The organism is Halodesulfurarchaeum sp. HSR-GB (assembly GCF_031432215.1).
In the GTDB taxonomy this organism is placed as follows: domain Archaea; phylum Halobacteriota; class Halobacteria; order Halobacteriales; family Halobacteriaceae; genus Halodesulfurarchaeum.
On sequence record NZ_JAVKGN010000001.1, the window covers coordinates 349261 to 374238 of the forward strand.

The 24978-nt window shown below is 53.9% G+C and carries 23 protein-coding genes and 1 tRNA gene; 6 read left to right on the forward strand and 18 right to left on the reverse strand.

The window, feature by feature from the left end; all coding sequences use genetic code 11:
* Nucleotides 1-260 precede the first annotated feature (260 nt).
* Complete coding sequence (locus tag RH831_RS01930) at nt 261-677, forward strand: EamA family transporter (protein ID WP_310552600.1); 417 nt, start codon at nt 261-263, stop codon at nt 675-677.
* 61 nt (nt 678-738) lie between these two features.
* Here RH831_RS01930 and RH831_RS01935 read toward each other — a convergent pair whose 3' ends face one another.
* The 5 genes from RH831_RS01935 to mftA all read right to left on the reverse strand — a co-directional run bounded on the left by RH831_RS01935 (nt 739) and on the right by mftA (nt 5608).
* The gene (locus RH831_RS01935) at nt 739-2352 is read right to left on the reverse strand and encodes a BCCT family transporter (RefSeq protein WP_310552601.1); all 1614 of its coding nucleotides are present in this window, start codon (nt 2350-2352) and stop codon (nt 739-741) included.
* A gap of 429 nt (nt 2353-2781) precedes the next feature.
* A complete protein-coding gene (locus RH831_RS01940) occupies nt 2782-4287 on the reverse strand; it encodes a glycosyltransferase family 2 protein (protein WP_083258771.1) in 1506 nt (501 codons plus the stop codon).
* A 6-nt stretch (nt 4288-4293) separates the two neighbouring features.
* Nucleotides 4294-5253 (reverse strand): mycofactocin radical SAM maturase, encoded by a 960-nt coding sequence (gene mftC / locus RH831_RS01945; RefSeq protein ID WP_070364202.1) that lies wholly within the window; start codon nt 5251-5253, stop codon nt 4294-4296.
* Nucleotides 5243-5488, reverse strand: coding sequence for a mycofactocin biosynthesis chaperone MftB2 (gene mftB2 / locus RH831_RS01950; protein WP_310552602.1), 246 nt, complete (start codon nt 5486-5488; stop codon nt 5243-5245). The genes mftC and mftB2 overlap by 11 nt, the downstream gene beginning before the upstream one ends.
* Nucleotides 5489-5608, reverse strand: coding sequence for a mycofactocin precursor MftA (gene mftA / locus RH831_RS11865; RefSeq protein ID WP_198400422.1), 120 nt, complete (start codon nt 5606-5608; stop codon nt 5489-5491). It lies immediately after the preceding gene.
* Nucleotides 5609-5717: 109 nt separating this feature from the next.
* Between mftA and RH831_RS01955 the strand changes: the two genes are divergently transcribed.
* Nucleotides 5718-7631 (forward strand): FAD-dependent oxidoreductase, encoded by a 1914-nt coding sequence (locus RH831_RS01955; RefSeq protein ID WP_310552603.1) that lies wholly within the window; start codon nt 5718-5720, stop codon nt 7629-7631.
* Nucleotides 7632-7633: 2 nt separating this feature from the next.
* On the opposite strand, the gene RH831_RS01960 is transcribed toward RH831_RS01955, so the two are convergent.
* The 11 genes from RH831_RS01960 to RH831_RS02010 form a co-directional block, all read right to left on the reverse strand.
* A complete protein-coding gene (locus RH831_RS01960; protein WP_070364199.1) occupies nt 7634-8452 on the reverse strand; it encodes an SDR family oxidoreductase in 819 nt (272 codons plus the stop codon).
* A 10-nt stretch (nt 8453-8462) separates the two neighbouring features.
* The gene (locus RH831_RS01965; protein WP_310552604.1) at nt 8463-9326 is read right to left on the reverse strand and encodes a hypothetical protein; all 864 of its coding nucleotides are present in this window, start codon (nt 9324-9326) and stop codon (nt 8463-8465) included.
* Nucleotides 9323-9613 carry a hypothetical protein gene (locus RH831_RS01970; protein ID WP_310552605.1) on the reverse strand — a complete coding sequence of 97 codons (291 nt, stop codon included), beginning with the start codon at nt 9611-9613 and terminating at the stop codon, nt 9323-9325. The genes RH831_RS01965 and RH831_RS01970 overlap by 4 nt, the downstream gene beginning before the upstream one ends.
* A gap of 110 nt (nt 9614-9723) precedes the next feature.
* The gene (locus RH831_RS01975) at nt 9724-11031 is read right to left on the reverse strand and encodes an FAD-dependent oxidoreductase (RefSeq protein WP_310552606.1); all 1308 of its coding nucleotides are present in this window, start codon (nt 11029-11031) and stop codon (nt 9724-9726) included.
* On the reverse strand, nt 11031-12041 hold the full coding sequence (locus RH831_RS01980; RefSeq protein ID WP_070364196.1) for an electron transfer flavoprotein subunit alpha/FixB family protein: 1011 nt from the start codon (nt 12039-12041) through the stop codon (nt 11031-11033). Before RH831_RS01980 ends, RH831_RS01975 begins: the two co-directional genes overlap by 1 nt.
* Entirely contained in the window at nt 12038-14026 is a 1989-nt protein-coding gene (locus RH831_RS01985; RefSeq protein WP_198400421.1) for an FAD-dependent oxidoreductase, read from the reverse strand. Before RH831_RS01985 ends, RH831_RS01980 begins: the two co-directional genes overlap by 4 nt.
* 187 nt (nt 14027-14213) lie before the next feature.
* Complete coding sequence (locus RH831_RS01990) at nt 14214-15032, reverse strand: mycofactocin-coupled SDR family oxidoreductase (RefSeq protein ID WP_070364192.1); 819 nt, start codon at nt 15030-15032, stop codon at nt 14214-14216.
* A 219-nt stretch (nt 15033-15251) separates the two neighbouring features.
* Nucleotides 15252-16766, reverse strand: coding sequence for an aldehyde dehydrogenase family protein (locus tag RH831_RS01995; protein WP_310552607.1), 1515 nt, complete (start codon nt 16764-16766; stop codon nt 15252-15254).
* 64 nt (nt 16767-16830) lie between these two features.
* Nucleotides 16831-17640 (reverse strand): IclR family transcriptional regulator, encoded by an 810-nt coding sequence (locus tag RH831_RS02000; protein ID WP_310552608.1) that lies wholly within the window; start codon nt 17638-17640, stop codon nt 16831-16833.
* 816 nt (nt 17641-18456) lie between these two features.
* Nucleotides 18457-19011: a rod-determining factor RdfA gene (gene rdfA / locus RH831_RS02005; protein WP_310552609.1), complete on the reverse strand. Its 555-nt coding sequence runs from the start codon at nt 19009-19011 to the stop codon at nt 18457-18459.
* On the reverse strand, nt 19008-20924 hold the full coding sequence (locus tag RH831_RS02010) for an archaea-specific SMC-related protein (protein WP_310552610.1): 1917 nt from the start codon (nt 20922-20924) through the stop codon (nt 19008-19010). Before RH831_RS02010 ends, rdfA begins: the two co-directional genes overlap by 4 nt.
* 789 nt (nt 20925-21713) lie before the next feature.
* Between RH831_RS02010 and RH831_RS02015 the strand changes: the two genes are divergently transcribed.
* Nucleotides 21714-21884: a DUF1059 domain-containing protein gene (locus tag RH831_RS02015; protein WP_310552611.1), complete on the forward strand. Its 171-nt coding sequence runs from the start codon at nt 21714-21716 to the stop codon at nt 21882-21884.
* Nucleotides 21885-21964: 80 nt separating this feature from the next.
* Nucleotides 21965-22174, forward strand: a complete 210-nt coding sequence (locus tag RH831_RS02020; protein ID WP_310552612.1) for a hypothetical protein — start codon at nt 21965-21967, stop codon at nt 22172-22174.
* Here RH831_RS02020 and RH831_RS02025 read toward each other — a convergent pair.
* The gene (locus RH831_RS02025) at nt 22171-22920 is read right to left on the reverse strand and encodes an alpha/beta fold hydrolase (protein ID WP_310552613.1); all 750 of its coding nucleotides are present in this window, start codon (nt 22918-22920) and stop codon (nt 22171-22173) included. The genes RH831_RS02020 and RH831_RS02025 overlap by 4 nt on opposite strands.
* A gap of 81 nt (nt 22921-23001) precedes the next feature.
* Between RH831_RS02025 and RH831_RS02030 the strand changes: the two genes are divergently transcribed.
* Nucleotides 23002-24126 (forward strand): calcium-binding protein, encoded by a 1125-nt coding sequence (locus RH831_RS02030; RefSeq protein ID WP_310552614.1) that lies wholly within the window; start codon nt 23002-23004, stop codon nt 24124-24126.
* Nucleotides 24127-24171: 45 nt separating this feature from the next.
* Nucleotides 24172-24864, forward strand: coding sequence for an SDR family oxidoreductase (locus RH831_RS02035; RefSeq protein ID WP_070364186.1), 693 nt, complete (start codon nt 24172-24174; stop codon nt 24862-24864).
* 37 nt (nt 24865-24901) lie between these two features.
* Here RH831_RS02035 and RH831_RS02040 read toward each other — a convergent pair.
* Nucleotides 24902-24977, reverse strand: a tRNA-Cys gene (locus RH831_RS02040).
* Nucleotide 24978: the final 1 nt, after the last annotated feature.

The window sequence follows — 24978 nt, forward strand, 5'->3', positions numbered from 1 at the left end:
AAGCGATGTACTTGAGAAAAGTTAGATACTAAATAGATCACAACAATTACGACCCCTGGAAACTGTTAATGAAGTGGGCACCAATAGCCGGAGTTGTATGTCAACAGTTCAGCGAACACCGTATCGCCGCGTGTCACCCACCCTTGTTACCTGGCTATTGGGCCCAGATACACGCCGATCCGATCAGTTAATCGAGTCGTGTTCTTGACGCCCACATTCGCACTAACACTTATAGTATTCCGTGTGGATTTTTCTGTAACATGGCTACGACGGCAATTTGGCTTGCTGTAGTAACAATGGTGGCATGGGGCGGATGGGCAATTTTTGCAAAGATTTCCACAGAAACGATCTCGTCGGACTTGGCAACACTTGTAACATATGCATCGGCGAGTGTTTTTTTGTTAGGAAACTACCTGTACAACTCACAGAACCCAGTCGATTTTGATCCGACTGGTGTAACATATGCACTGGGAGCAGGAATAACAAGTGCCATCGGGGCAGTAACCATGTATTCCGCACTGAAAACCGGAGATGCATCGGTTGTAACTCCGATTAGCGGGTTGTACTTCGTCATCGCAGCCATTCTGGGCGTTCTCATATTTAAAGAGCCCATTGGAATGAAAAAGGCTGCAGGGCTCGTATTTGCGGTTATATCTATCACTCTTGTAACTCAGTAGAAACTGGGGGGAGAAATCAAAACTAAGATTGCACTATCTTCAAAATTGGCCCGGGGCGGATTTAATCGTCGTCCGGTGCGGCCTGGGACTGTTTTTGAGCCGTCTGTGACTCTGATTTGCGGGTGATAAACCTGGAATGCTCTTCCCCGTCTTCCAGCATATTAGCTTTGAAATAATCTCTGGCAGCAACGTAACTGGAGAATGCTATCGCGACAAGGAAGACGGTGAACGGGAATGCCAAAATCACTGGGAATGCCTGCATTGCGCTAAACAGGGGGAGTTCAATCGTCATCACACCCACGAACGCGAGCAGAACACCCCACCATGCCCGGTTCCGAGCATTGGGATTTTCGGTCCCAAGGGTAATCGAAGAGAGGATAAACACAGTCGAATCGAGGGAGGTAATCACATACCCGGTGATCACGAGGACGAACAGAACAGCCAAAACCAACCCATATGGGGTGAGATTGACTGCTTCGGCAATCGCAGCAGGAATTCCTCCGGAAGAAACGGCCTCAGTTACCGGTTCGACATAACCCGGGGAGAGAACCCATCCGCCAATGATCGAGTGCTGAATCCACAGGAAGACTCCGGGAATAGCGACCAAACTCACAAACGTCTCTCGAAGAGTTCGGCCCTTGGAGACCCGGGCGACAAAGCTGCCAACAAAGATGCCCCACGCTGCCCACCAGGCCCACCAGAAACTGGTCCAATAGTGGCCCCAATCGCCAGCTGCGGTGGGATCCGTGAAGAACGAAAGTCGGAACATGTTGTTGATCCAGATCCCAGTTGCATCCAGCCCGATATTGATCGCGGACAAGGTTGGGCCCACCACCAACAGGAACCCGGCCGAAATCATCGCCAGAATCACCGTCGCTCTCGCAGCGTTCTGGATGCCCTTGTGAAGTCCGAGCCAGACGTCTCCGAGGAACACTAACCCAATTAATCCAAATAGTATGTACGTAAGGGAAGATCCTGGCATATTGAATACATCACTGATGAGCGCATCGAATGTCTGGGCAGAGAACCCCATCGTCGCTGCAATTCCCCCTACAATAGCGATTAGGGAGGCCAGGTCCACAACCCAGTAGAGGTACTTGTGGTCCCCGTCTCCGAGGAGCGGTTTGAGCATAGAACTGATTTTGAATCGGTCCACGTTCCGGTTGTAAATTGTGAGGGCAAATGCGAGAGCGAAGGGAGGGTACCACATCGCTAGCCCGGGGAAGATCTCGTGGATAAACATGAACGAAAGCGACATGGATTCAAGCGCGCCACTCACTGGCCACGGCTCTGGGGGCGGAGCAGCCATGATCGAAGCAGGCTCCCCAACACCCCAAATGATGATCGAACCACTGTATCCGACAGTAAATACCATCGCGATCCATCCAAATAGGCCGAATTCAGGTTCTGCATCCTGACCGCCAATGCGAATTTTTCCGTACTTCGAGAAAGTCATGAACACGGAAAACGCCAGAAGCGCAAATCCCAGTACCATAAACCACCAGCCGAAGTTATGGAGAACAAAGTCATAGCCCGCCATCATCATGTCATTGAACCACTGCGGGCTCAAAATTCCAATTGCACCGAGAACAGCGAGTCCAACTGCAGTGAGGAAGAAAAGCATTTTCTCATTGAACTCAGCCCCTTCCAAACCAAAAATCTCCATTAATTTCATGCGTGTCGTCGATTGGTTTTGGGTTCCGAGTTAGTTTGCAGATGCCCAGCTACTGCGTTGTCGGTTCGCCTCCTGTGTACCGTTCGCCTCCAATTTTTGGTTGGTGTATTTGGCATGTTGATTTAACCACAGCACGTGCTCCGCTGAACCATCTTTCGCCGTGGGATTGCCGCGTGGATCATGCGGCCACACAGCTGGCTCATAGAGTTCGTGCTCGTTCTGTGTCTTTAGGTGGTCGGTGTGTGATTCGGTTCCATCACACTGCTACACACACCCAGTATACGCGGGGGAATATAAAAATTGGGTTTAGGCATATAGGGATTGGCAATGGAGCCCTCGTTGCCCCAAAATCGAAACCCCGTTCCGATAATGGTCATCTGGGAGTATTGTTTCTTGCACGAAGAACTGGCCGAGCGACCGACCTTTCGACTACAGAGTGAGAGAAAACCGACTCGAGGGGCGAAGATGGGCAACAGTACGGTTTTCCACCGCACCACGGTAGGCTCCAATCTGGTAGGTAAGATGGTCAACGAGGTACAAGAGGGAGTATCGAACAGGGCTTGAAGGCCGATTAACGGACAGATCTATAGCCAGAGCCACCACCACACAGATCCCCGGGATGGCAAGTAAGCTAATGGCAAGAAACTCTAAGCCGCCAACACCTGCTAAAATCCCAAGCGCGACTAAGGGAAGCGAATAATAGCGCGTAACTTCGAGAGCGAAACCGTAGACTCGTGAAAGTGAGCCACGGAAGAGACCAGCCACAGCCGCAGACACACGAATGGACCCGGTTATCACTGAAGTGAATGCCTGTTTTGTGGGCGTGATGACGAAACCGAGAACCGTCATAGCTGCCAAAAATGTGCCCAGAGAAGCACCAATATTCAGCATAGAATTGACCACAGGCAAGACCGCGAGCAATACCAAACCAACCAAGGAGATCGCTGGCAGCGACACCGAGCCGGGGTGGCCGTACAATTTGGCCAAAAGCGCTTCAGAACCGCCGTAAGAAAGACGTCGTCCGAGAAAATTGGTGACTCCTCCGTAGTCGTGCTCGACAACACCAGTTGGATCGTACACCAGATCAAATCCATTCGCCAGTGCGTCCCAGCTAACACCAACGTCCTCGGCGACGTTTCGTTCTGGGAAGGGGGTTTTCTCAAACACCTCTCGGTGGCCGACAAGATTGGCAGTTGGAAGGTAGGGTGTCGACTGTTCTCGGTCCACTGGGGACGCACGTGGACCCATATCCAAAGAGGAGTGGATCCCTTCATACTCATGCATGGGCCGTGCTGTATCGGTAGGGCGGACACGTCCACCGACCACATCATGAGTGGCCAGAGCGGGAACAAGATTCGATAGCCACGCCCGATTCGGACGACAGTCTGCATCCGTGAACGCGATGATCTCGTTCGCCGCACTCGAAACACCCCGGTTTCGGCTCGCACCGATGCCGAGTGGTTCCGTGTCAGATCCAACAGGAACGAGACGCAAGTTCCCATCCGCTGTCAGAGAGTGTGATCGGATTAATTCCCGTGTGTCGTCTGTGGAGCCGTCATCAACAACGACGACCTCGTACTCAGGGTAATTCAGATCGGCCAAAGCGTCCAAAGCCGGCTCTATTGCGTCTGCTTCGTTTCGTACTGTCAAGATGATCGAGACGGGTGGCTGAAACTCTGGGTCACGTGCGGGCCTCCACTCGAGAAAGCCGCGATTGTAAAGATCACTGAGTAGTGCTCCAGTCGATTCCGCTGAAACCCCGCCTTCCCTAGCAATCGCCGTTACTGACTGAAACTCATCAGTGGAAACCGTCTTGAGGAGATCCTGGGCAGAGTCGTTCAACCGAGTTACAACGAGAGGACCAGACCGAGAAACAAGACCATTCTGAATCGAAACACTGTCCCGGAGACGGTACTGGCCACTCGTTCGTGACATTTTGGGTCAGTCACCGTGCAAAATCGAGCGTAGTTGAGGATCCTCTCCTTCTGAGTCCTTGCTACCCATCGCAACTGCTGGACATCCTTCGTGGTCATCGACGTGGGTCCCAAGAGAGGTAAGTTCGTCCCATGCAGTTTGGAAGCCGTCCGAAATGACGTTGCCCGATTTTACTTCCGGCCATTGAGTGAACGCACAGGGGTACACATCCCCAACGGGATCGACCAAGCAAGTCATAGACCCGGCTCCACATTCTTTCAAAGTCTCGTTTCGAACTTCACCCATTGCGTTCAGGTAAAAGAACGAGTCGCCTGTTCGAACATCAGGGTGATCGCTCAACCAGGAATGCAGGTACGTGATCTGATCAGTGTCCAGTCGAAGCCTATCCCAGACATCTTCACCACGTCCGCTGGGGCGGAACCGGTTGAGGCGAAGACCCGCTCCATAACTCCCCGCTAGCTCGTATATTTCGTCCAAATCGTGGACGTTTTGGCTCGTGACAACCGTATTCACGGTGGTCCCAATATCTCGTTCTGCAAGTTCAGAAAGCGTGTCTAGAACAGAATTAAAAACACCATCCCCACGTAACGCGTCGTTTTCTGGCTGAAGTCCGTCCAGACTCACCTGCAGGTATAAGGGGTCCATCTCTTCCAGCCGATCCAAAACGGTCGCGTCCAACTGTGTTCCATTGGTACTCACACAAGTAGAGATTCCCCGATCCGTGAGATCAGCGAGGAGTTCAAGGATGTCCGGTCTAACAAACGGCTCACCCCCACCAATATTCACCTGGAAGATGTCCATCTCGTCACACTCCGCGATGAATTCCTTTGCCTCGGCAGTAGACAGTTCGTCAGACGATTGCTGTGCGGGGCCACTCCCGGAGAGGCAATGATCACAGTGCAGATTACAGCCAAACGTGACTTCCCACGTGATCGTGACCGGTGAGCGCAACGGGCTACGTGACATGTATATACCCCTTTTTTCGAGCGACTTCGATTACCTCAGGAGAAAATTCATCCTGGAGGGCTTCCAGCTCGATAGCTGACCGATCCTCAACATACTCCAAACACGAAATGATGCGCTCGTCGACTGTGCTCAGCGTCGCATCCTCGTAGCCGTAATTTTCGTGGTCATACACGAGACCATACTCGTCCTCGCGCCGATATTTGATGTACTCAGGCTTCGATACGGTCTTTCCCATTCAATAAACTCCGCAAATCCCGTCAATCCGGAGTTCCTCTTTCACCAGGTCGCTTTCGATCTCCGGCGGTTCAGTGTCGGCAGTTTTCGAGCTTTCAGTTTGAGGGGCTGCTTTTGACATCATTTAACGTTAGTCCGGTGCAAATACTTATAATTTGTCACCAGCGCCCGATCCGGCGAGTAGTAGAATACCCTCAATACTCAAGTTGGTCGGTTCACAATGGCACTGTATGGACCTACAGCAAGAGGTCGAGATTGTGGGGACACCCATATCCAATCGAGCGGTCTTCCGTGCTGTTCGAACAAATCTGGCCGAAAATGGGCACCCGACCGAGGAGCTAAATGAACATCTGGCGGCTCGCGCTCGAGGTGGAGTCGGCCTGGTGGTCGGTCCAGCCAAAATGCTGGTCGATTCGTCTGCCAGCGGGCCTTGGTTCGTGGATGCGTATGATACGGATGTTGTCCCCGCGCTTGAGAGAACTGCCAGATCGATTCACGAGGCAGGGGGAACGGTTTTCGGGCAACTCACACACCCTGGGGCTGAAGCGACTGGTGATTGGGAAATGCAAGCACAACTTGCACCCTCTGCAGTGGCCTCAGATTCAACCTACGAGATGCCGACGCCAATGAGCCACGACGATATCGAAAGACTCCAGCGCTCATTCGGGACCGCGGCGAAAAACCTTTCAAACGCAGGATTTGACGGTGTAGAGCTCGCTGCAGGCCCGTATTCGATTCTCAGACAATTCCTCTCACCAAAGTTCAACGTTCGCGAGGACGAGTATGGCGGTTCATGGGAAAATCGGGCTCGGTTCGTGAACGAAGTACTCGATACAGTCTCAAAAGCAATCGATGAACCTGTCGGACTGCACCTCTCGTTGGCCGAGATGGAATATGGTGGATACGAGTATGAAGACATTCCGGACCTACTCAATGCGATTGACGGATTTGACTATCTCTCTGTCACTGTCGGAACCGCCTCGACGTACACACAGGGGCACAGTGGAATTGGAATGGATTCCCCCGGCCTTGAATCTGGCATTGAAACAGTTTCGGACATCGTCGATGTCCCACTCATCGGCCGATCCCCGCTGACGACTGGAGACTCAACAAGAGATCTTCTCGACGCTGGTGCCGATCTGGTGAGTTTTACCAGACAACTTCTTGCGGACGAAAATACGGTTCAAAAGCTCCAGGAGGGAGTTCGGCCAAAGCAGTGTATCAAGTGTAATCAGAAATGCCTTGAGGGAGTGTTTGCAGACGCTCATGGCGGACACGTGGAATGCGTAATCAATCCCCGAACAGGGAGGGAAGCGGAACTTGACCCGATTCAATCACTCCCGGAAGTCAATTACAAACAAAACATTCTGGTGGTTGGTGGGGGGCCTGCTGGAATGCGGTTCGCAACAGTTGCCTCCCAACGCGGACACAATGTTACGCTCCGAGAGAGAAAGGACAAGCTTGGTGGCCAACTGACGGTCGCTGCACAGGGAATACTCTCACCCATCGAACGTGCATTAGAAGACCTCAAGTCGGACCTCATCGAAACGGAAGTAGCAGTTGAAACAGGGCAAGAGGTGCGTGCAAAAGACATCTCAAATGAATGGGACGCCATCGTCGTCGCAACTGGCGCGCCGATTTCCACGAAGGAAGGATACGATTTCGAAGAAAAAGTTGTTGATGCCGTCGATGTTCTTCAGGGCGAAGAGACGGCAGATGAGGTACTACTGATCGACGAGAATCGGTGGATTATAACCATGCAAGTCGGCTTGGAACTCGCCCGCCGGGGGACTGATCTGGAAATAGTCACCGAAGACCACTATCCAGGTTTCCGAACCGAACAGCCCAACCTCCCGACGATGGTTGCCAGCCTCCAAGCACAGGGGGTCGATTTCATCGGGAATCACGAAGTGGATGAGATCACAGACGACGGGACAGTAACGATGCATCACATCTATTCCGGCACAACCCAGTCCCGAAAACCGGAGACCATAGTGTATGCGGGACGACGGAGTGCAAATGAATCGCTTTACTTGGAGCTCTCAAATGGCCACGACGACGTGTACCGGATCGGAGACGCGGTGTCACCGCGTAAATTAGATCGGGCGTATTACGACGCTGAAGATCTCGCCCGGCGGCTTTAGAATTACTTTGCCGTCATTCCTGCATCGATAGGAAGGACAGCACCAGTCACGGCACCGGACGCATCACTCGCAAGCCAGAGATGCGCTTCAGCAACGTCTTGCGGGTCGAGCAGGTTCCCATCGAGGAGATTCATCGGGCCAACGGGGCCCGAAATTCTATCGAAGGGTTCGGTCCCGAGTGATTCGACCATTTTTTCAACCATTGGCGTATCGATTCCGGTCGGACTCACTACATTGGCCCGGATCCCATATTCGCCGAGTTCAAGCGCCAGTGATTTCGTAAATCCGATGATCCCGTGTTTTGACGCCGAGTAATGGGCAGACCAAGCCGCGCCCACTTGCCCCAAAATCGAGGACGTGATTACGATACTCGCCTGTTTCTCGTGCTGAATTGCTTGTCTGGCGATGTATTTAGCCGACAACCAGGCACCTTTCAAGTTAGTATCGATGACCAATTCGAATAGCGCCTCGTCAACGTCAGCAAACGGACGACTGTCCCAGACACCAGCATTAGCGGCCAAAAAGTCGATATGACCAAATCGATCAACCCCCGTTTCGACAGCGTCTCGAACGGCTGAAGCATCACGCACGTCAACTGGAATTACGAGTGCCTCAGAACCAGTATCACGAACCAAATCAGCAGTTCTCTCAAGATCTGCCCTGGTACCAAGATCGTACGGAAGCGTTGAAATCTCCGAGCATATGTCGGTAACAATCACGTCTGCACCTGCCTCAGCGTACCGTTCTGCGGTCTTCCGACCAACGCCACGAGCGGCCCCCGTCACGAACGCAACCCGGTCATCAAAGTTATACTGAGGCATCGTCGTTCAATTAGAGTACCTCATTGGCCTCAAGGTACGACACTACTTGATCGATTGCGTGCTCCGGCGAGTCGTCGATTATTTCCCCAGCGGTTTGTTCATCCGAATCTGTATCGCCCATGATCTGGTGGATTCGCTGTTCGACGGACCCGTGCCGTGGTGGTGCCCCATGACCCACACGCTCGTACGCGTGGATGTCACGGACACTAAGGGAACCAATACTCATGGAAAAGCGCGATTCCCCGGGCACAATCTCGTCCAGTGGAAGCGTTCGAATGGACGCTCTTTGGGCAGCGAGTACAGAGTCCATAGATCCACGTGAGGGGTTGGCAAATCCGGAATCGATCCCCAAAACAACGGGAGTATTGAGACCAACTATCTCCTGTTCACCCAACGCGACACGTCGTTGAACGAGGAGATCATGGTCGGACTCGTAGTGACCATCAACGTCCTCCGTGCCGATTCCGGTCACGCCCGTTGTTGATCGCCATCCCAGATCAGCTGCTATGGTTGTGATCACCTCGATATCCATCGTCGGTGCCTCGTCACCGATGAATACTGTTTCGGGCTCCTCCTGCTCAATAACCTTGGCGAGAACCGCCCCATATTTTTCCCCAATCGGGTCTTCGATGGGATCATACTCAATATGGATGGCTTCATCAGCACCCGCCCGTAGCCCGGCTTTGACAGCGTCTTTTGCCCGTTCATCGCCAATCCCGAGAACGGTGACATGCTCCGCATGCTGTTGGGCAGCTTCGAGCGCCACCAGATCTGTCTTGTTGGCTAGCCAGCGTCGGGTTTGAACACCCTCAGACTCCGTGTCCGGGAGGACCTTGTGCGGAGAGGGGCGGATTGGAACAATTGCGTTCATCATCCTAGATCGTACTCCACTCCTTTACCACCATCAGGCTTCGTCCAGGAAACGGCTCCCCGGTCCGGATCGTTGGCACAGAAAACCATGCAGGAGCCGCATTCGATACAGTGCTCGTACGAGAAGTATATCCCACCCTCCTGCTCTTCCTGGTAGTCAAAGCACTGTGCCGGACAGAGGTGCAGACACGGTTTCTCCTCGCAGTCGACACACTCGGAGTTATCGACGGTGATGTGTCCCTCTTCTCCTACATCCCATTCGACTGTTTCCAGATCTTTTTCTACAGACATTGGTGTTCGCCTCCATTGAGCCGGGGGGTGGTAGTTCCTTTTGTACGCATGTCTATCCGGTGAATAACTCCATCGCCGTTTGTAGTCTGTTGTATGTGGAACATAGTTTGTCAAAATGACCGTACCGCTTTCCATCCATCTGCCAGTACACCTCGCAACTTGATATCTCGCTTGCGCAAACTCCGCAGTGCTTGGCGCCAGGTCAGTCCCGAGGCGTCCCCACTCGTCGAGAACGTGTGTTCGAGGACCTCGCGAGCGACTGCCGGATACTCGTCGAAGAACTTCTCGTTCTCAACCACCGACGGGATTCCCCTATGTTGTTTCATCTCGGTCATCACATAGGAGTTGTTGAGAAGTTTATCGTACCGCTGGCCAAAGCTATCCCAGTCCTGATTTTGATCGCTACCGATCGCCGCCTCGGCGGCACACATCCCGCTCTTAATACCGAAGTCCAACCCTCGGAACGTGAACCCCTTGTTCAGGGTCAGGCCGGCGGCATCACCAACGAGGCTAATTCGGTCGTCGTATCGTTGGGGGAGGTTGGAGTACTTGTACTTCGGCACGAGGATTCCCTGGTATTCAGTAGTTGAACCCCCTTCGACGAGTGGTTTGACCGCCTCGAGCTCTTTGAACCGGTCCAAGAGATCATACAACGGGGTGCCGCGACCACTATAACCCTGCTTTCCATACTTTTCGAGGGAACTCATGCTCGCGACGGCACCGACCGCAATACTCGATTCAAATGTATAGAGGAAGTATCCGAGCCCAGGGACCCCTTCAGGAAAGCCTTCGAAAGCGTATGCGGCACCTTCGCCAGGTTCCAGGTTGAAACGCTCATTGATTGTCGACTTATCGAGATCGATCACGTGTTTGACGGACTGGCCAACGTTTTCATTCCGGACTGTTTCTCGGATCCCAGCGACGCGACCAACTGTGGTGTTAACTCCGTCCGCACCAACGACGGCCTTGCAAGTGAGGTCTCCCCCAGTGCGATCTGTTTCGACGAGAACTTCCTCGCCTCGTTGAGAAACATCCCGAACTGTCGTTTCCGGAATGAACACGGCACCCTTCTCCTCGGCTTTCTTCACGAACCATTGGTCAAACCGCCCAACCTGGATCGTGTAATTGGGCTCGTCGAGAATGGCCGGATCCCGATAACTGATTCCAATAGACGTGCCTTCGTTGAGGATACGAACGTTATGCTCTACGACATGTCTCCCAAGCGGGGCCTGATCCGGGAACTCTGGGACCAACTCGCTGAGCACGTCCCCGTAAAGAACGCCACCGGTCACGTTCTTCATCCCAGCCTCTTTCGCCCGCTCAACGAGGGCGACGTCGATGCCGTGTTCGGCGAGTTTGTACGCTGCTGCAGTCCCCGCTCGCCCGGCACCGACGACGATTACGTCAAAGTCGACCATCACTCCTCACCCCTTGGTTCTTCAGCGTCGCTTGAATTAGTAGCATGCGTTGCTTGGATAGCTTCGGTTAGTTTCGGTCCATACGTTTCGAAATCACCCAAAACCCCAATATCCGCCATATCGAAAACGCGAGCGTTGGGATCGGTATTAATTGCCAGAATATGTTCCGCCTGGACGTCGTCCAAGTGATAGGGATCACCGGAAATGGCAACAGGGACATACAGGTCCGCATCAACAGACTTGCCCGTAACACCGATCTGCCGGTCGTGGGCAACCCACCCCTCATCGACAAGTGGTCGAGACGCTCCAACAGTCGCATTGAGAGAGTCAGCAAGGGATCGGATAACCTGGAAGTCATCACGACTTTCGAGGCCGTCCCCACCTGCCACAACCACTTTTGCTTTCGAGATGTCCTTTTCGGGGACTTCTATTGTCCGGAGCCGTTCAACGCCCTCTTCAGCCACTCCTTCGACTTCGATGCTGTGTTGGACAGGGGGCGTTTCTGCTCCGCTACTGGGTTCCGGTAGCCCATCCATGGAGAGTGAGGCGACAAGCGGACGGTTCTCAACCTCAAAGGTCACGAGGGCTCGTTTATCAAACACTGGGCGATGCCCGATCAGTTCACCGTTTTTCACTTCGAGCAGTGAATCCAAGAGACCAGCCCCACCTGTTGTGGATGCAAGAGTAGCTGCCATTTCGTCGCCGTCAGGGGTGCTGGGGAAAAAGACCCCGAGCGGATCTCGGTCAGTTACGATGTCCTGTAATGCCCGCACGCGGACAGACACAGTGGTGGTACTCGGTTCGAATTCACCGGAGCGTAATCGAAGGGTCAGATGCTCATCTGCGGCGGATACATCGAGTTCCGACATGTCGTGAATGCCGTCCATCGTGATCACAACCACATCGACATCCGAATCGCTGGTCGCTTCCAATCGTTCTTTGAGTCGCTGGGCTTCACCGAGGACCGAACATCCATCCCACTCCGGAACGACGATCAGTTGTTCACTCATAGTTCTCGGGCCAGTGTTTCACCGTCGTAAATTGCTTTATCCACCAGGCGCGGTGCCACGCTGTCTCCAATCGAGTGGACTGGAATGTCTACCTGGTCTCTCAATTGGTGGGCGAAATCGTCCCGTGCTTGGCGGCGATTCGCGACAACCAGCGAATCGGCTTCGATCGACTCGATCTCCTGTGAGTAAACGTTCATTGCCTGGACTAATTTGTCCTCGTACCCGACCACCGTGGCGTGCTCTTTGGTCTCGATGTTCAGATCAACCAGGGATTCAAGGAATGGAGGAACGTTCGATCCCTCTAATTGATCACCGGGGTGGTACGATGTCGTGACAATGGTGACATCGTGACCCTCTTTTGCAAGCTGCTCTGCCACGCCGACACCAGTGGCATGCTTGTTCTGGTCAAAGACAACCACGGAGTCACCAACAGATTCTCCCTGTAACACGTCCCACGAGCGATACACATCCTCTCCTGGAAGGTCGGGAGATTGCTCAGTAGCCCCCGTTGCAGCAACAACAACGTCCCAGCCGCCATCGACATCTTGCGGAGAAACTTGAGATCCAGTTTCGACACTCACGTCCCGGGTTCGAAGTCGGTTTTCGAGGTTCCTGACAACGTCGCCAAACTCGCGCCGGGCCTCGATATTCGTCGCGATGTTTACTTGGCCACCAAGTTCAGCTCGCTTTTCGTGGATGGTAACATGATGGCCGAGATCCGCGGCAGTTACAGCAAAGGACATCCCAGCCGGACCCCCACCAACGACCAGGACCTCTTTGGGATCATCCGCTTCCGGAAGATCAACTAGCCGGTCCATTTCAGTTTCGCGGCCCGAGCGCGGCGTTTGGATGCAACCGATATGGCCTTTGGTGTTTAGGCCGCCGAGGCAGTTCTGATTGCACGCTATACAGTGAGTGATTTCGGAATCATTGCCCCGTTCGGCTTTTCGAACCGTTTCGGGATCCGCAATCAGTTGTCTGCACATCCCGATAAAATCGGCTTTGCCCTCCTGTAAAAGATCTTCAGCCTTTGTCAGATCATTGATTCGGCCAGCGGCAATAACTGGGACATCAAGAATACTTCGAGCATCCCCATAATACTCTTCAGTATACCCCAGTGGTGCATGCATCGGGGCGTCCGTCACGTATAGCTTTGAAATCGTAGCGATATCCGAATCGAGAAAGTCCACACTCGGATGGAGCCGTCGCATGACCGCTACTGCATAATCGTAGTCATAACCACCAGATTCCATCTCGTCGAGAGTCAGCCGGACACCGACTGGAAAGTCCTCGCCGACGCGGTCTCTGATGACCTCGATCACTTCGTTCAGGAGGCGAACCCGGCCATCAACGTCGCCTCCATACTCATCACTGCGGCGGTTGTATTTTGGCGATATGAATTGTCGAAGCAACCCATCATGACCGACCTTCAGCTCGATGCCATCGATGCCGCTTCGCTTCACGTGTTCGGCAGTTTTTGCGTACCCAAGCTTGACCTCTTCAATGTCCGACTTCTCCATCCGCTTTGGCATCTCATAGCCAAAATTCGACGGAACCGCAGACGGAGCCCACGTCTCATGCATCGCATGTTCACCAGTATCCTCGCCCCCAGTATGTTGAAGTTGAGCGAAGACCTTTGAATCGTGACGATGGACGGCCTCGGCTATTTCCTCTAGCCGTGGTATAACCGCTGGGTCATAACCGGACGCATACGTCGGGTTAGATGCTGTCGGGTGGACAAGCATGCTGGACGGCCCCATTATGAGACCTGCCCCACCACGAGCACGCGCTTCATAGTAGGCCGCGTCACGTTCAGTTGGTAATCCATCCTCCGCAAACCCGGTTTCGTGGGCCAAGAATACCGTCCGATTGGGTATCTGGACGTTGCCGATACGTCTTGGTGTGAATAGTAGCTCGTTCATTTTTCTGGATGGACGCCTGGTTCCCGGCGCCGAGATCCTCGTTTCCGAGTAGAGTACCCCCATTAATGAAATTTCCCCTGGTCGACCGTCGGCTTGTGCGTCTCACGGATACGCCAGGGCTTTCGCCCAGCCCTGGACAAGAGGATGGGATTGAGGGGTTGTAGAAAGGCTCGTTCACCGCAACCAGAGCGGATGAACTCGGAAACCGACGGATGGGTGTTCGGGTGCGTTCGGTCGACTTAGGCAGAAATCACTTTGCCATCAACCCAGCGTCCACGGGAAGCGCGCTACCGGTTACGTAGCGTGCCGCGTCACTCGAGAGCCACAGATACGCCTCACTGACGTCTCGCGGTTCGACCGGCCCTTCGTCCATAACGTTCCATTTGCCAGTGTACTCTTCGAGTTCATCAATGGAGTCCTGGCCGTGTTCCTCGATAAGCATCCGGGTCATCGGGGAATCGATGCCGGTGGGTGAAACACAGTTCACATTGATGCCGTATTCACCCAGTTCGATGGCCAATGAGCGAGTCAGGCCGACGACGCCATGCTTTGCAGCCGTGTAATGTCCACCGCGATAGCTCGCACCGTGGCCAGCGGTCGACGCCGTACTGACGATCTTGCCACCTTCGCCACGTTCGACCATGTGCTGGGCCACATATTTACTCGGCAGCCACACACCCTTCAGGTCGATGTCGATCATCTCGTCCCATTTCTCCTCACTCATCTCGTGGAGGAAGTCGAGGTTCCAGATGCCGGCGTTGTTCGCCAGAATATCGATGTGACCAAAGTGGTCAACAGCTTTCTCAACGGCAGCCTGAACCTCCGCATCGTCGCGGACGTCCATCTCGATCACCAACGCTTCCTGGCCCTCCTCCTCGACCAACTCGGCGGTTTTTTCCAGATCTTCGCGGGATGAAAGCGGGTAATCAGAGGTCTCCACGTCCTCACAAATGTCGGTGACGACGACGTCGGCCCCGTTTTCTGCGTACGCTACTGCATGCGATCGTCCTTGACCACGAGCCGCGCCGGTGACGAACGCGACCTGGCCGTTGAAATCGTATTCTACCATGGGCTGTTATGGTAACACCATCTCTCGATGGGCGGGAGATAGTGTCTCACCGCGGGATGTCCCCTGTTACCTTCATTGCATTCGAGAACCTTACTATGCATAAATTTAACCCTCACAAATCGGAGATGGCATAGCCCGTAGTAAATCAAAAACAGCGCCCGGCCAAGCGGTGCAAACGTCTCGGTCCCTCTACTCTGAGCAGTCCATCCACGTCCGGGACTACAGATCGGGGTCGCCCAAATTGACGTATACGGACTTGGTCTGCTGGTAGTGATCGAGTGCTTCTTCGCCTAGGTCCCGCCCAATACCGGAATCCTTGAACCCGCCATAGGGGGCATCAGGTAGAATGGGACCGTACTCGTTGACATAGACTAACCCTGCTTCGAGGTCAGCTGCCGCATTGTGTGCGATGTCAGTCGATTCAGTCCCCACCCCTGCTGCAAGCCCATACCGGGTGTCGTTGGCAAGTTCGATCGCTTCTTCATAGCTACTGAACGTTTGGATGGTCTGGACGGGGCCGAAGATCTCCTCCTGAGTAATACGCATCTCATTGTCTACGTCCCCATAGACAGTTGGTTCAACATACCACCCGCCACTGATCTCATCGGCATCGGGTGTGCCACCACCCGTGAGGAGATTTGCTCCCTCGGACGATCCGATATCTATGTACGATGTCACAGTCTCAAACTGCTCCTTGGAAGTTAGGGGACCCATGGTAGTCTCCTCCAAAAGCGGGTCACCAAGCTGGTAAGATTCGGCCTTCTCCACAAACCGTTCCGTGAATTCATCGACGATATCTTCGTGAACGAGGGCGCGTGAAAAGGCATCACAGATTTCGCCAGTGCTATAGAAGATTCCGGATGCGACGGCGTCGACAACCTTGTCGAGATCCGCATCGGGGAAGACCAGGAACGGCGACTTCCCACCAAGTTCCAGCGTAACTGGAGCAAAGTGGCCTGCAGCAGCCTCCATGATTCCCTTTCCAACCCCAGTACTCCCGGTAAAGGAGACCTTTCGGATGTCCTCGTGCTCGGTCACTGCTCCACCGGTTACCGAGCCGGTCCCAGTAACGACGTTAATCACCCCGTCGGGTATCACGCCTGCTGATAGCTCAGCCATTCGGACCGTAGTCAACGGGGTGGTGGCAGAAGGCTTCAGGACCGACGTGTTGCCAGCGGCGAGGGCTGGGCCAAGTTTCCAGGCAGCAGCCCACATTGGGAAGTTCCATGGCGTGATCTGACCAACCACGCCATACGGTTCACTTCGGGTGTAGGTGTGCACGTCGTTACGGGCCGGCACCTGTTTTCCACTCTGCGTGCGAGCCAACGATGCATAATATTCGAGAGTATCTATCGCACCCAGAACCTCGCCCCGGGCATCACCGATCGGTTTGCCAGTGTCGAGTGACTCGAGAAGGGATAGCTCCTCAACATGGTCCGATAGAACGTCGATCCAGTCAAACAACATCTCAGAGCGGTCGGCGGGATTGGTATTCGACCACTCCTCGTCATATGCGTCCCAAGCCTCGGCGACGGTGTCGTCGACGGTGTCAGAATCGAAGAGCGGGACTTCCACGATGGACTCGTTCGTCACCGGGTCCCGAGTTTCGATAGAGTCGTCAGTCTCAACGTGTGATCCGCCTACCCACGCATTAAATGAGCTGACCTCAGTTGCCCACTCCTGTGCGTTGGCATGCCTCTCTCTAACGGAGTCGCCCATATTACTGGGTTCCATGGGATTATGTTCTAACCAGGTGGTCCTTAATCTTTGTGTGTGGAAAATAGGAGCACGATAGGCACTAGAGAGGTGCTTCCTCCTCCAATGTCTGCTCTAAGGAATCGACCACCGCGATCAGTTCGTTCGGTATCTTTTCCTGTAGAACCACCCCATCAACTCGATAAGCGGGACCGGAGACACTAAGCGCCCCTAACACTCGACCATCGGGACCGTGGACTGCTTTACCGATACTGCGCATGCCCTCTGCGTACCCTTGATCGTCTACAGAATATCCTCGCTCCGCTACCTGCTCTAATTCATCGAACAGGGTAGATTGGGAAGTGATCGTGTACTCTGTCTTCGCTGGAAGGCCCCATTTATTGATGATCTCATTGACGCGTTCGGTCGGATATTCGGCCAAAATAGCCAAACCAGACGCTGTAGCGTGAATATAATAGTACGATCCGATCCTCGCCCGATACTCTTTCGACGGGGGCCCATCCGATGGCTCCTCGTATTTCACCCATTTGTGGTAGGACTCCTCGATTGTCGTCACACGCCCATGATCCTCGACGACGAAATCACACTCCTCATCCGTCCGTTCAGTGAGTTCCCCAACTGCGTTTTTGATGTACTCGAATCCAGGCCACCGCTCCCTGGCGTACTCGCCGAGATTCAAGAATTTCAGACCGATCTGGTACGTTCCGCCCTCTTTGATCAGGTAACCGGCTTCCTCCAGCGTATGAAGATGCTTGTGAGCGGTACTCTTTGCAATATCTAATGAAGAAACAATCTCAGAAAGCCGTGCCCCATCTAACTCCTTGATCGTCTCAAGAATTCGAATAGATAATTGAGTCGTTTTGACCCGGTTATACTCTGATCCATCAGTCATAGTTTATCCAAATCCAAGCATTGGTAAAAATGTTCGGCATCCGTAAACCACCGGATTCGAGAGATCGACAGGGATTCTAAGCGAGGAAATTCCGAGTCATGGTTTGAATTTTTGAGTTTGTTGGCAAGGTCAACTCGAATACGACACAATGGGCATCAGCATGAATACCGTCGCAAAAACTCAGCCGCAAAGTGTTCCCACAATTCGAACTATTAAGTTATGTGCGGCCAGATTTGAGTCAACGCCGAGGACTTGATATTCACAATAGCGGGCGTTATGTTGAATAAGCGCGTGAAAGCGGATTTGCTTCTATTGGCCGACACTCACCTTCACTGGTTACTCCCAGTCAGACCAAATTATAGGTTTTTAGATTTTTCAGCAATATATTTCAATTCGTGGGATTAAGTAGCATTAATTATTACATCACGTTCGGTTTGGTTTTTGCTTATAAGTAGAGAGTTCCCATAGACAGAACAAAAGACAATCCTGTAAACCCCCCTTTTTGGAAATCAGATTGCTGAATGATGGTGATGCTTTATACCAATAGCCACGTTGGTTGTTGTTGTAGTTCACTCCGTTCGTAAAATTCGAATAACCATGGACTGCCGTGACGCCGCCCCATCGGCGAACGATGTCACTGTAAACTCGAAAAATGGCCATTGTTATCCAAACTAAGTTTGGATAGAATTTGAGGGCAGGGATTGGTTATTTTATCCAATCTAAGAATGGATAAATAACTCCCACCCGGGAGCCTTCAGACGCCCGACGAGGATCCAACTCTAAATTTTTACTTGGAGACCACCGACGGGCCCGTCATCACGATGAATCCAATTCGCGAAAGTAATCCTCAACCCGTATGGATTCTCCAGTTTTGTCGTTTATCAAACGGAGATCCGTATGGATATCCCATTTCTCTCCATCAAAATCATCGACGGTCTCGAGAATCTCCGCAATTATCGACTCCTCCTGGTTTAGAACTCCGCGGATGTCAGTGAGCACTTCGTTATGGGTCCGTGATTGCCGCTGTCGGGAGGTGTCTATATTGAGGACTCGATTCAAATACGATCGAACAGTCATGTGTTCGACCCAGTCTTTCCGTAATTCGTCAATGTCGATGCCTTCCTCGCTTAATCGTTTCCTGAGTTCAGTCTCGGTTCGTTTGGAAAATTCATCGGGTTCGTTAAGGACTCGATATACATGTTCGGGTGAAAATGGTTTGTCCTGAAAGAACTGGCGGGCTATCTCTATGTTCACGTACGCCGCTAGATCCCGAAGCGCCTTATTTTGGTTTTCATATTGGTGTTTGAGTTCGTCATCAAGCCCCTCAAGATCGTACTCCTCTTTCAGTCGCTGGAGCTTGAGTTTTCTCATGACTGAGCTTCAAAGGAAGGGGCGGTGATCGTCCGTTTCTCGATCGCATCTGCCTCTTCTGGAAGAAGAGCCACAATAAGGTAGGGCGCATACTCACTGATGTATTCCAACAGTGCTTCTAATCGGGTTGCGTCAATCGCCTCTACAGAGTCAAATAGCATCAATGGGATCTCTTCATCGAGCCCATGGACAAAATATCCCGAGACCGAAATCATGATTCCAATAATTTCCCGTTCGGACTCGGAGAGTGTCGAAAGTGAGTCCTCATATACGGATCCATCTTCAGCTTCACGAACCACATGAATCGCGAATTCAGCCGCTTCTGGCCCGTTCTCCACGATACGCTCCAGCCAGACACGCGATATATTCTCGTACCCTAGAATGTCAATCAGATCTTCCATTTGCCCATTGAACTGATCCACAAGGTTTTGTTCGATTTGTTTGATCTGACCTCTTGTCTCGTCTAGATCGCGTTTCACCTGGCGCAATTGCCCGGCTACTTCATCCTTGTTCGCAATCGTCGCCTCGAGCTCCTCGATTGTTTCTTCGACTTGCTCTAGCTGTGCCTCTTTCTGTCCCCTGTCGTGCTGTAATTGGTTTAGCCGCTGGTATGCATCGGGAAGTTCACTTTCCCGAAGTTCTTCCGTGTTTGCTACTTGCTCCTGCAGGCCTTCAACCTCCTCCCGGAGGTTTGTAGCACGGGCATTGAGATCGGCTAGTGATTCCGTTTCAGCGTCAATAGCGGATTTGGTGTCCCGGAGCTCGTCCTCAAGCTGATAACGCTCCCTCTCATTTTCTTTGATCGATGATAGCTCCGACTTTACCGACTCGAATTCCTGCCTGCGGTTCTGTAATTGCTGATGTGTCTGTTTTCGAATGTCTTCCAACGTTTCCATTCGAGATTCGATCGTCGAGCGTTCAACTTCACTGCCACAGGTCCAACACTCAACCGTCGATCCACTCGGGTCAATCTGGCTTACCACCGTCTCGTCCGTTTCAAACGAATGAACGACCTCATCATCCTCGAGCACTGATCGATTGTGCGATATAATGTCGCTCAGATCAGTTACCGTGCTCTGCAATTCGCTGATTTCAGAATCTAAGGCTTCTCGCTTGGTTTGTAATTCGGAACGCCGTTTGTCGGAGACAGAAATTTCGTCGAGTTCCGCCTCGATCGTTTGCCGCTCTTGTTTCAGTTGGGACAAGTTTTGTTCCGTGGCCTCGATTCGATTTTCAACACGCCGCAAATCTTCACGACGATCTTCAAGCGCATTGAGAACTTCTTCAGCCGCATCAATCTCATCGGCTGTCGCTTTGTACTCCTCAATATTTTGTTCAACCTCCTCGATCGTTTGCTCTATTTCATGTAACTCAGACTTGAGGCTCTGTTGACGGCTTTCTTTAGCGGGTAATTGGGCCTGTGCACGTTCAATTTCATCAAGCTGAGATTGTAACGAAGCGCGGCGCTGTTTGAGAGACTGTATTTCTGATTTGATTTCAGCAGTATCCACCCCGCTCATCAAAATATCTCTCAATCCGGTGCCTCCGCTTCGAATAGCAGTCCGAGCGGGGTTTGTCGAGAACAACGACACGTAGTTATCGACCAATTCTGATTTGTCAGTAAGTGGATCACCCGTTCGAATCACAGACCCATTGGTTCGTTCATAGTCGCGTCTCATAGTTTCGCCATCAAACGACAGCGATACATATCCCACATTAGAATCCGTCTTAAGAGTGCCTGCTGATTGATCAGCACCCAATGCGGCAGCTACCGAACGGAGAAACGACGTCCGATTTGTTGCGTTTTTCCCCGACAAAATATTGATTCCGGGAGGAATTGCGGTGGTTAGTGAATTTATTCCACCGAGATTTTCTATTTCGATTTGGATAGAGCCATGAGTTGAATTACCCATACGCGAGATATCTGTGCTGTGGATACTAAGATTTTCCCAAAATAGGATTTATACGTCAAAGACGGGTCGACCACAAAAATACAGATTGAGTCGTTCAAATCTATCAAGAAAAATCCCATCCACCACACAGAACACCAAACCCAAAAATTTGCTAACCGGTAGAAAAGACGGCTATCGTTTATTTACAATAAAATTATGGTTAATCAAATATTTATAATATCAGTTAATAGAATGATGGGCAAAAAGATGCGGCAACACGGCCTACCAAAACTGTCTTGTCTAGTTTCGATAGATAATAATTTGTGGGACTATGCTTTACGTTTAAGCTTTTGCTATGGCTAAAAATATAGTTTCCAAAGTTTAATAGAGCAAATTTTCATAATATGTATTATTTTCTTCACGCCATATTTCAAACTTTGTTTAAGTCATTGTTTCCTTTGTAAAATGCCATTCTATACCCGTTAATCGGGTTTTCCGCCGATTTTTCGAGTGTCCGTTCTTGCCTTTTTGTCACCTGCCATCAAAATGTTCTCCTTCATCATAAAACCGCACACGTACCAATTTGCAAAGTAATATTGTAAATTTATAATTCACCACATACATAACGGATCACCGCAGGGACAACCCCCCATCCCACTAATTCAACTCACAATTCAACATGATGGCAGATACGAACCCGTGATAAATGCTACAGAACCGATTTAAAACGATCCGGCTGAAAACCGCTCACCCATACCAAATCACGTGGGCTGTCTCCCTAACCCCATGTCCCCCATTGGCTCGCTTGCAATGTCACAACAGGTCGAGTGCATCGTCGACGGCTGTCACGGTATCTGTGAAGGCGAAACGGAGGAGGAAGTACTGAGCGAGGTCGAGGCCCACGTGCAGGAGGCCCATCCCGACCTCACACTCGACGAGGAGACGGTCAGTGCCGTCAAAGCCGAGATCGAGACGGTCTAGAAGGAATCCCACGGCTGCGTCCCAGCCAGTTTTTCGACACAACCGGTTCTCATTAGGCCCTGGTCCGTGTAGACGAAGGTATGACAGACACGGACGAGGACCTGCCGGCACTCACGATCACATGTGAAGCCTGTGGGACCGAGACCAGAGTCCCCTTCGACGAGGTCGAGGCGACAATCGAGGCGCACAACGAGCGTCAGCACGACGGGGAACCGGTCGCGGAGATCGACCCCGCCGTGAAATCCCGGCTCCAGGACCTGCTCGCCGAGGAGATGGGGCTGCTCGACTAGCGCCTCGCCGCGAAGTATTCGACAAGGGCCGACTGGAGACGTTCGTGTGCAGTTTCTCGTGAGATCGTCGCCGGACTGTCCCCCGGTTGGCCCGCGTAGCTGCCGAACTGCGTGTGATTGAGTCCCCCGATCCGATAGATCGTGGCGTTTTCCGGGAGATTCTCCGGGCGAAGCGCCGCTCTATCAGTCCCAAGCACCGTATCCCGAGTCCCGCCGACCGAAAGCACCGAGAGCCCCGTGTCCGCGATCGAGCGGTCACAGTACGAACCGAAGAGAACCAAGCCCTCGACCCGCTCCGGGTTCGACGCAGCGACACGACAGGCCATCGCGCCACCCAGCGAGTGGCCGCCGACGTACCACTGCTCGATCTGGGGGGTGGCTGCCCGGACGGACTCCGCCATGTTCGGGTCGAAGACCGCCAGGTTCAATCGCGGCCGAGGAACGAACACGGCGACGTCACTCTCGGCGACGACCGGGCCCATGACCGGCACGTAGGCACTCGGATCCACGCGGGCACCAGGGTAGAAGACGAGCGCAGCCTCGGGTGCGGTTTCGGCAGGAGTGATCGCGTAGCCACCCTGGAACGATGTCACGTCGATCGCCGGGTTGGCGGCTGTCGCCTCGACGGCTCCCGACGGGGCCGTGTACGGCGTTCCGGCGAAGCCAATCAGAAGCGCAGCGGCAACGACCAACAGGCCGAACATCCAGACGCCGAGGCGTTCCCAGTCCACGCGGTCGCGGCGCATACTGGCCCTTGGCGGCCGGCTGTCAAAATCCTACCCCGATTTGCGGGCATATTGAAGTAGCCTGGCCGAAAACGACCCACTATGAACCCCCCGCGTGCCATCGTCCTGCTGCTCGCACTCGCGATTGCGCTGAGCGGTGGCGCGGGCGCGGTCGACGCTGGAGTGCTCGACACGACAGTCACTGGTCCGGCCGCGGCCACGACTGTCGACGGAACCCAGTACGTCTGGGCCGACGAAACCCTCGAAATCACGGCCACCGTCGCGACCCCTGTCTTCGAGGACGCACGGGACTATCGACACTACGCCGTTCGAGTAACCGAAACCCAGGACGAGCACATCGGCCCCGGTGACGAGGCACTGGCCAGCCAGTCGATCGTCCTCCGCGAGGTCGACGAGCAGACCCTCTCGCTCACCCTCCCCGACGACGCGCTCGACAAGCCGGGCCCCGACTCGGTCGTCGTGGGCTTTTACGACGCGAACGGGGCGCTAATCGATAGCAGCGAAGTCGCGGTCACGGTGCTGCGAAAGACGAGTGACCGGGACGGAGACGGGCTGCAGAACAGCCAGGAGATCGACGGCCCCACTGACTTCCGCGATCCCGACACTGACGACGACGGCCTCGAAGACGGACCCGAGGTGACCAAATTTGGCACCGATCCCACCCGGAAAGACACTGACGGGGACGGGATCGACGACGCCCGCGAACTCCAAGTGGGTAGCGATCCGACCGACGTAGATACGGACGGCGACGGGTTGGACGACCGCCGGGAGATCGAGGATCTGCCGACGGACCCCACACTGGCTGACACGGACGGCGACGGACTCGACGATCGCCGCGAACTCGATCTGGGCACCGACCCGACCGAGCCTGACACGGACGGCGATGGGCTGAAAGACGCCCAGGAACTCGAACTCGGGACCGACCCGACCGATCCGGACACGGACGAGGACGGGCTCCCCGACGGCTGGGAACTGGAACGGTTCGGAACCGATCCACTCACTGCGGACTCCGACGGCGATGGGGTAACAGACGGCCAGGCGGCGGGCCACCCACCGGCAGCGTCCGGTGAGAGCGGTGACGGGCAACCGGCCGCGTCGAACTGGAGCTTTCCTGATTCCCTGGAGAGTGGCTGGGTCGTCCCCGTCACCGGACTCGTCGGAGCGATCGCGATCCGACGAGTCTTCGAGTGGGCCACGTTCCGGTAGTGCCGGAAGGCGAGTGCTCAAGGGGTTTTCCGCGGTAGCTAGCCCATGAGCGAATTCACCGCGGTACTCACGGGTGCAAGTCGGGGCATCGGTGCCGCCGTCGCCGAAGCGTTCGCGGGGGCTGGCGGCCAGCTAATTCTCGGGGCTCGCGAGAAATCGGCCGTCGAGGACGTCGCCGACGGGCTCGATGCCGAGGCCGTCGCAGTCGACGTGCGCGACGAGGATTCGGTCAGCAACCTGCTGGCAGTCGCCGCCGACAGGCTGGGCGAAATCGACGTGCTCGTCCCGAGTGCGGGGGTCTATCACGGGCCGTCGGGGGCGACCCCGCTCCCGGCCGAGTCCTACGAACGGTACGACGACCACATGGCGACGAACGCCAGAGGCGTGTTCGCCACGATTCGCGAGGCCGTTCCCCACCTGGCCGCGGACGCGCGGGTGCTCGTTCCATCGGGAAAACCTGCCCGGGTGGCGACTCCGGGAACCGGCTCGTACGCCGTCTCGAAGGCCGCCGCGGAGGCCATCGCGCGGGGGTTCGCCGCGGATCTCGATCAAGTAGTCGGAATCGTCGATCCGGGACAGGTGCAGACCGAGCTCACGGGCAAGGACTTCGGGCGGCTGCCCGCGGACGTGGCCCCGATGTACGTCTGGGCGGCGCGTGAGGCACCCGCCGAGACCATCGACGGGCAGGTCGTCGGCATCAAGGCGTGGCTGCGGGCGACCCGGGGCGAGAAGGAGTGAAAACCCATCGAGAGCAGTCTTGGATTTAAACTAAGGAAGCCAAGGGCCGGATTTGAACCGGCGATGGGCGGCTCTGCAGGCCGCTGCGTTAGGCCGGACTCTGCCACCTTGGCG

Excerpts from the sequence above, each read along its gene's own strand:
- RH831_RS02025 (WP_310552613.1), bottom strand. The coding sequence starts at position 22,920 with ATGCGCCGCGACCGCGTGGACTGGGAACGCCTCGGCGTCTGGATGTTC.
- RH831_RS01965 (WP_310552604.1), bottom strand. The coding sequence starts at position 9,326 with ATGATGAACGCAATTGTTCCAATCCGCCCCTCTCCGCACAAGGTCCTC.
- rdfA (WP_310552609.1), bottom strand. The coding sequence starts at position 19,011 with ATGAGAAAACTCAAGCTCCAGCGACTGAAAGAGGAGTACGATCTTGAG.
- RH831_RS02010 (WP_310552610.1), bottom strand. The coding sequence starts at position 20,924 with ATGGGTAATTCAACTCATGGCTCTATCCAAATCGAAATAGAAAATCTC.
- RH831_RS01990 (WP_070364192.1), bottom strand. The coding sequence starts at position 15,032 with ATGGTAGAATACGATTTCAACGGCCAGGTCGCGTTCGTCACCGGCGCG.
- mftA (WP_198400422.1), bottom strand. The coding sequence starts at position 5,608 with ATGTCAAAAGCAGCCCCTCAAACTGAAAGCTCGAAAACTGCCGACACT.
- RH831_RS02000 (WP_310552608.1), bottom strand. The coding sequence starts at position 17,640 with ATGACTGATGGATCAGAGTATAACCGGGTCAAAACGACTCAATTATCT.
- RH831_RS01970 (WP_310552605.1), bottom strand. The coding sequence starts at position 9,613 with ATGTCTGTAGAAAAAGATCTGGAAACAGTCGAATGGGATGTAGGAGAA.
- RH831_RS02015 (WP_310552611.1), top strand. The coding sequence starts at position 21,714 with ATGTCACAACAGGTCGAGTGCATCGTCGACGGCTGTCACGGTATCTGT.
- RH831_RS02020 (WP_310552612.1), top strand. The coding sequence starts at position 21,965 with ATGACAGACACGGACGAGGACCTGCCGGCACTCACGATCACATGTGAA.
- RH831_RS01985 (WP_198400421.1), bottom strand. The coding sequence starts at position 14,026 with ATGGGGGTACTCTACTCGGAAACGAGGATCTCGGCGCCGGGAACCAGG.
- mftC (WP_070364202.1), bottom strand. The coding sequence starts at position 5,253 with ATGTCACGTAGCCCGTTGCGCTCACCGGTCACGATCACGTGGGAAGTC.
- mftB2 (WP_310552602.1), bottom strand. The coding sequence starts at position 5,488 with ATGGGAAAGACCGTATCGAAGCCTGAGTACATCAAATATCGGCGCGAG.
- RH831_RS02030 (WP_310552614.1), top strand. The coding sequence starts at position 23,002 with ATGAACCCCCCGCGTGCCATCGTCCTGCTGCTCGCACTCGCGATTGCG.
- RH831_RS01960 (WP_070364199.1), bottom strand. The coding sequence starts at position 8,452 with ATGCCTCAGTATAACTTTGATGACCGGGTTGCGTTCGTGACGGGGGCC.
- RH831_RS01955 (WP_310552603.1), top strand. The coding sequence starts at position 5,718 with ATGGACCTACAGCAAGAGGTCGAGATTGTGGGGACACCCATATCCAAT.
- RH831_RS01975 (WP_310552606.1), bottom strand. The coding sequence starts at position 11,031 with ATGGTCGACTTTGACGTAATCGTCGTCGGTGCCGGGCGAGCGGGGACT.
- RH831_RS01940 (WP_083258771.1), bottom strand. The coding sequence starts at position 4,287 with ATGTCACGAACGAGTGGCCAGTACCGTCTCCGGGACAGTGTTTCGATT.
- RH831_RS02035 (WP_070364186.1), top strand. The coding sequence starts at position 24,172 with ATGAGCGAATTCACCGCGGTACTCACGGGTGCAAGTCGGGGCATCGGT.
- RH831_RS01995 (WP_310552607.1), bottom strand. The coding sequence starts at position 16,766 with ATGGAACCCAGTAATATGGGCGACTCCGTTAGAGAGAGGCATGCCAAC.
- RH831_RS01930 (WP_310552600.1), top strand. The coding sequence starts at position 261 with ATGGCTACGACGGCAATTTGGCTTGCTGTAGTAACAATGGTGGCATGG.
- RH831_RS01935 (WP_310552601.1), bottom strand. The coding sequence starts at position 2,352 with ATGAAATTAATGGAGATTTTTGGTTTGGAAGGGGCTGAGTTCAATGAG.
- RH831_RS01980 (WP_070364196.1), bottom strand. The coding sequence starts at position 12,041 with ATGAGTGAACAACTGATCGTCGTTCCGGAGTGGGATGGATGTTCGGTC.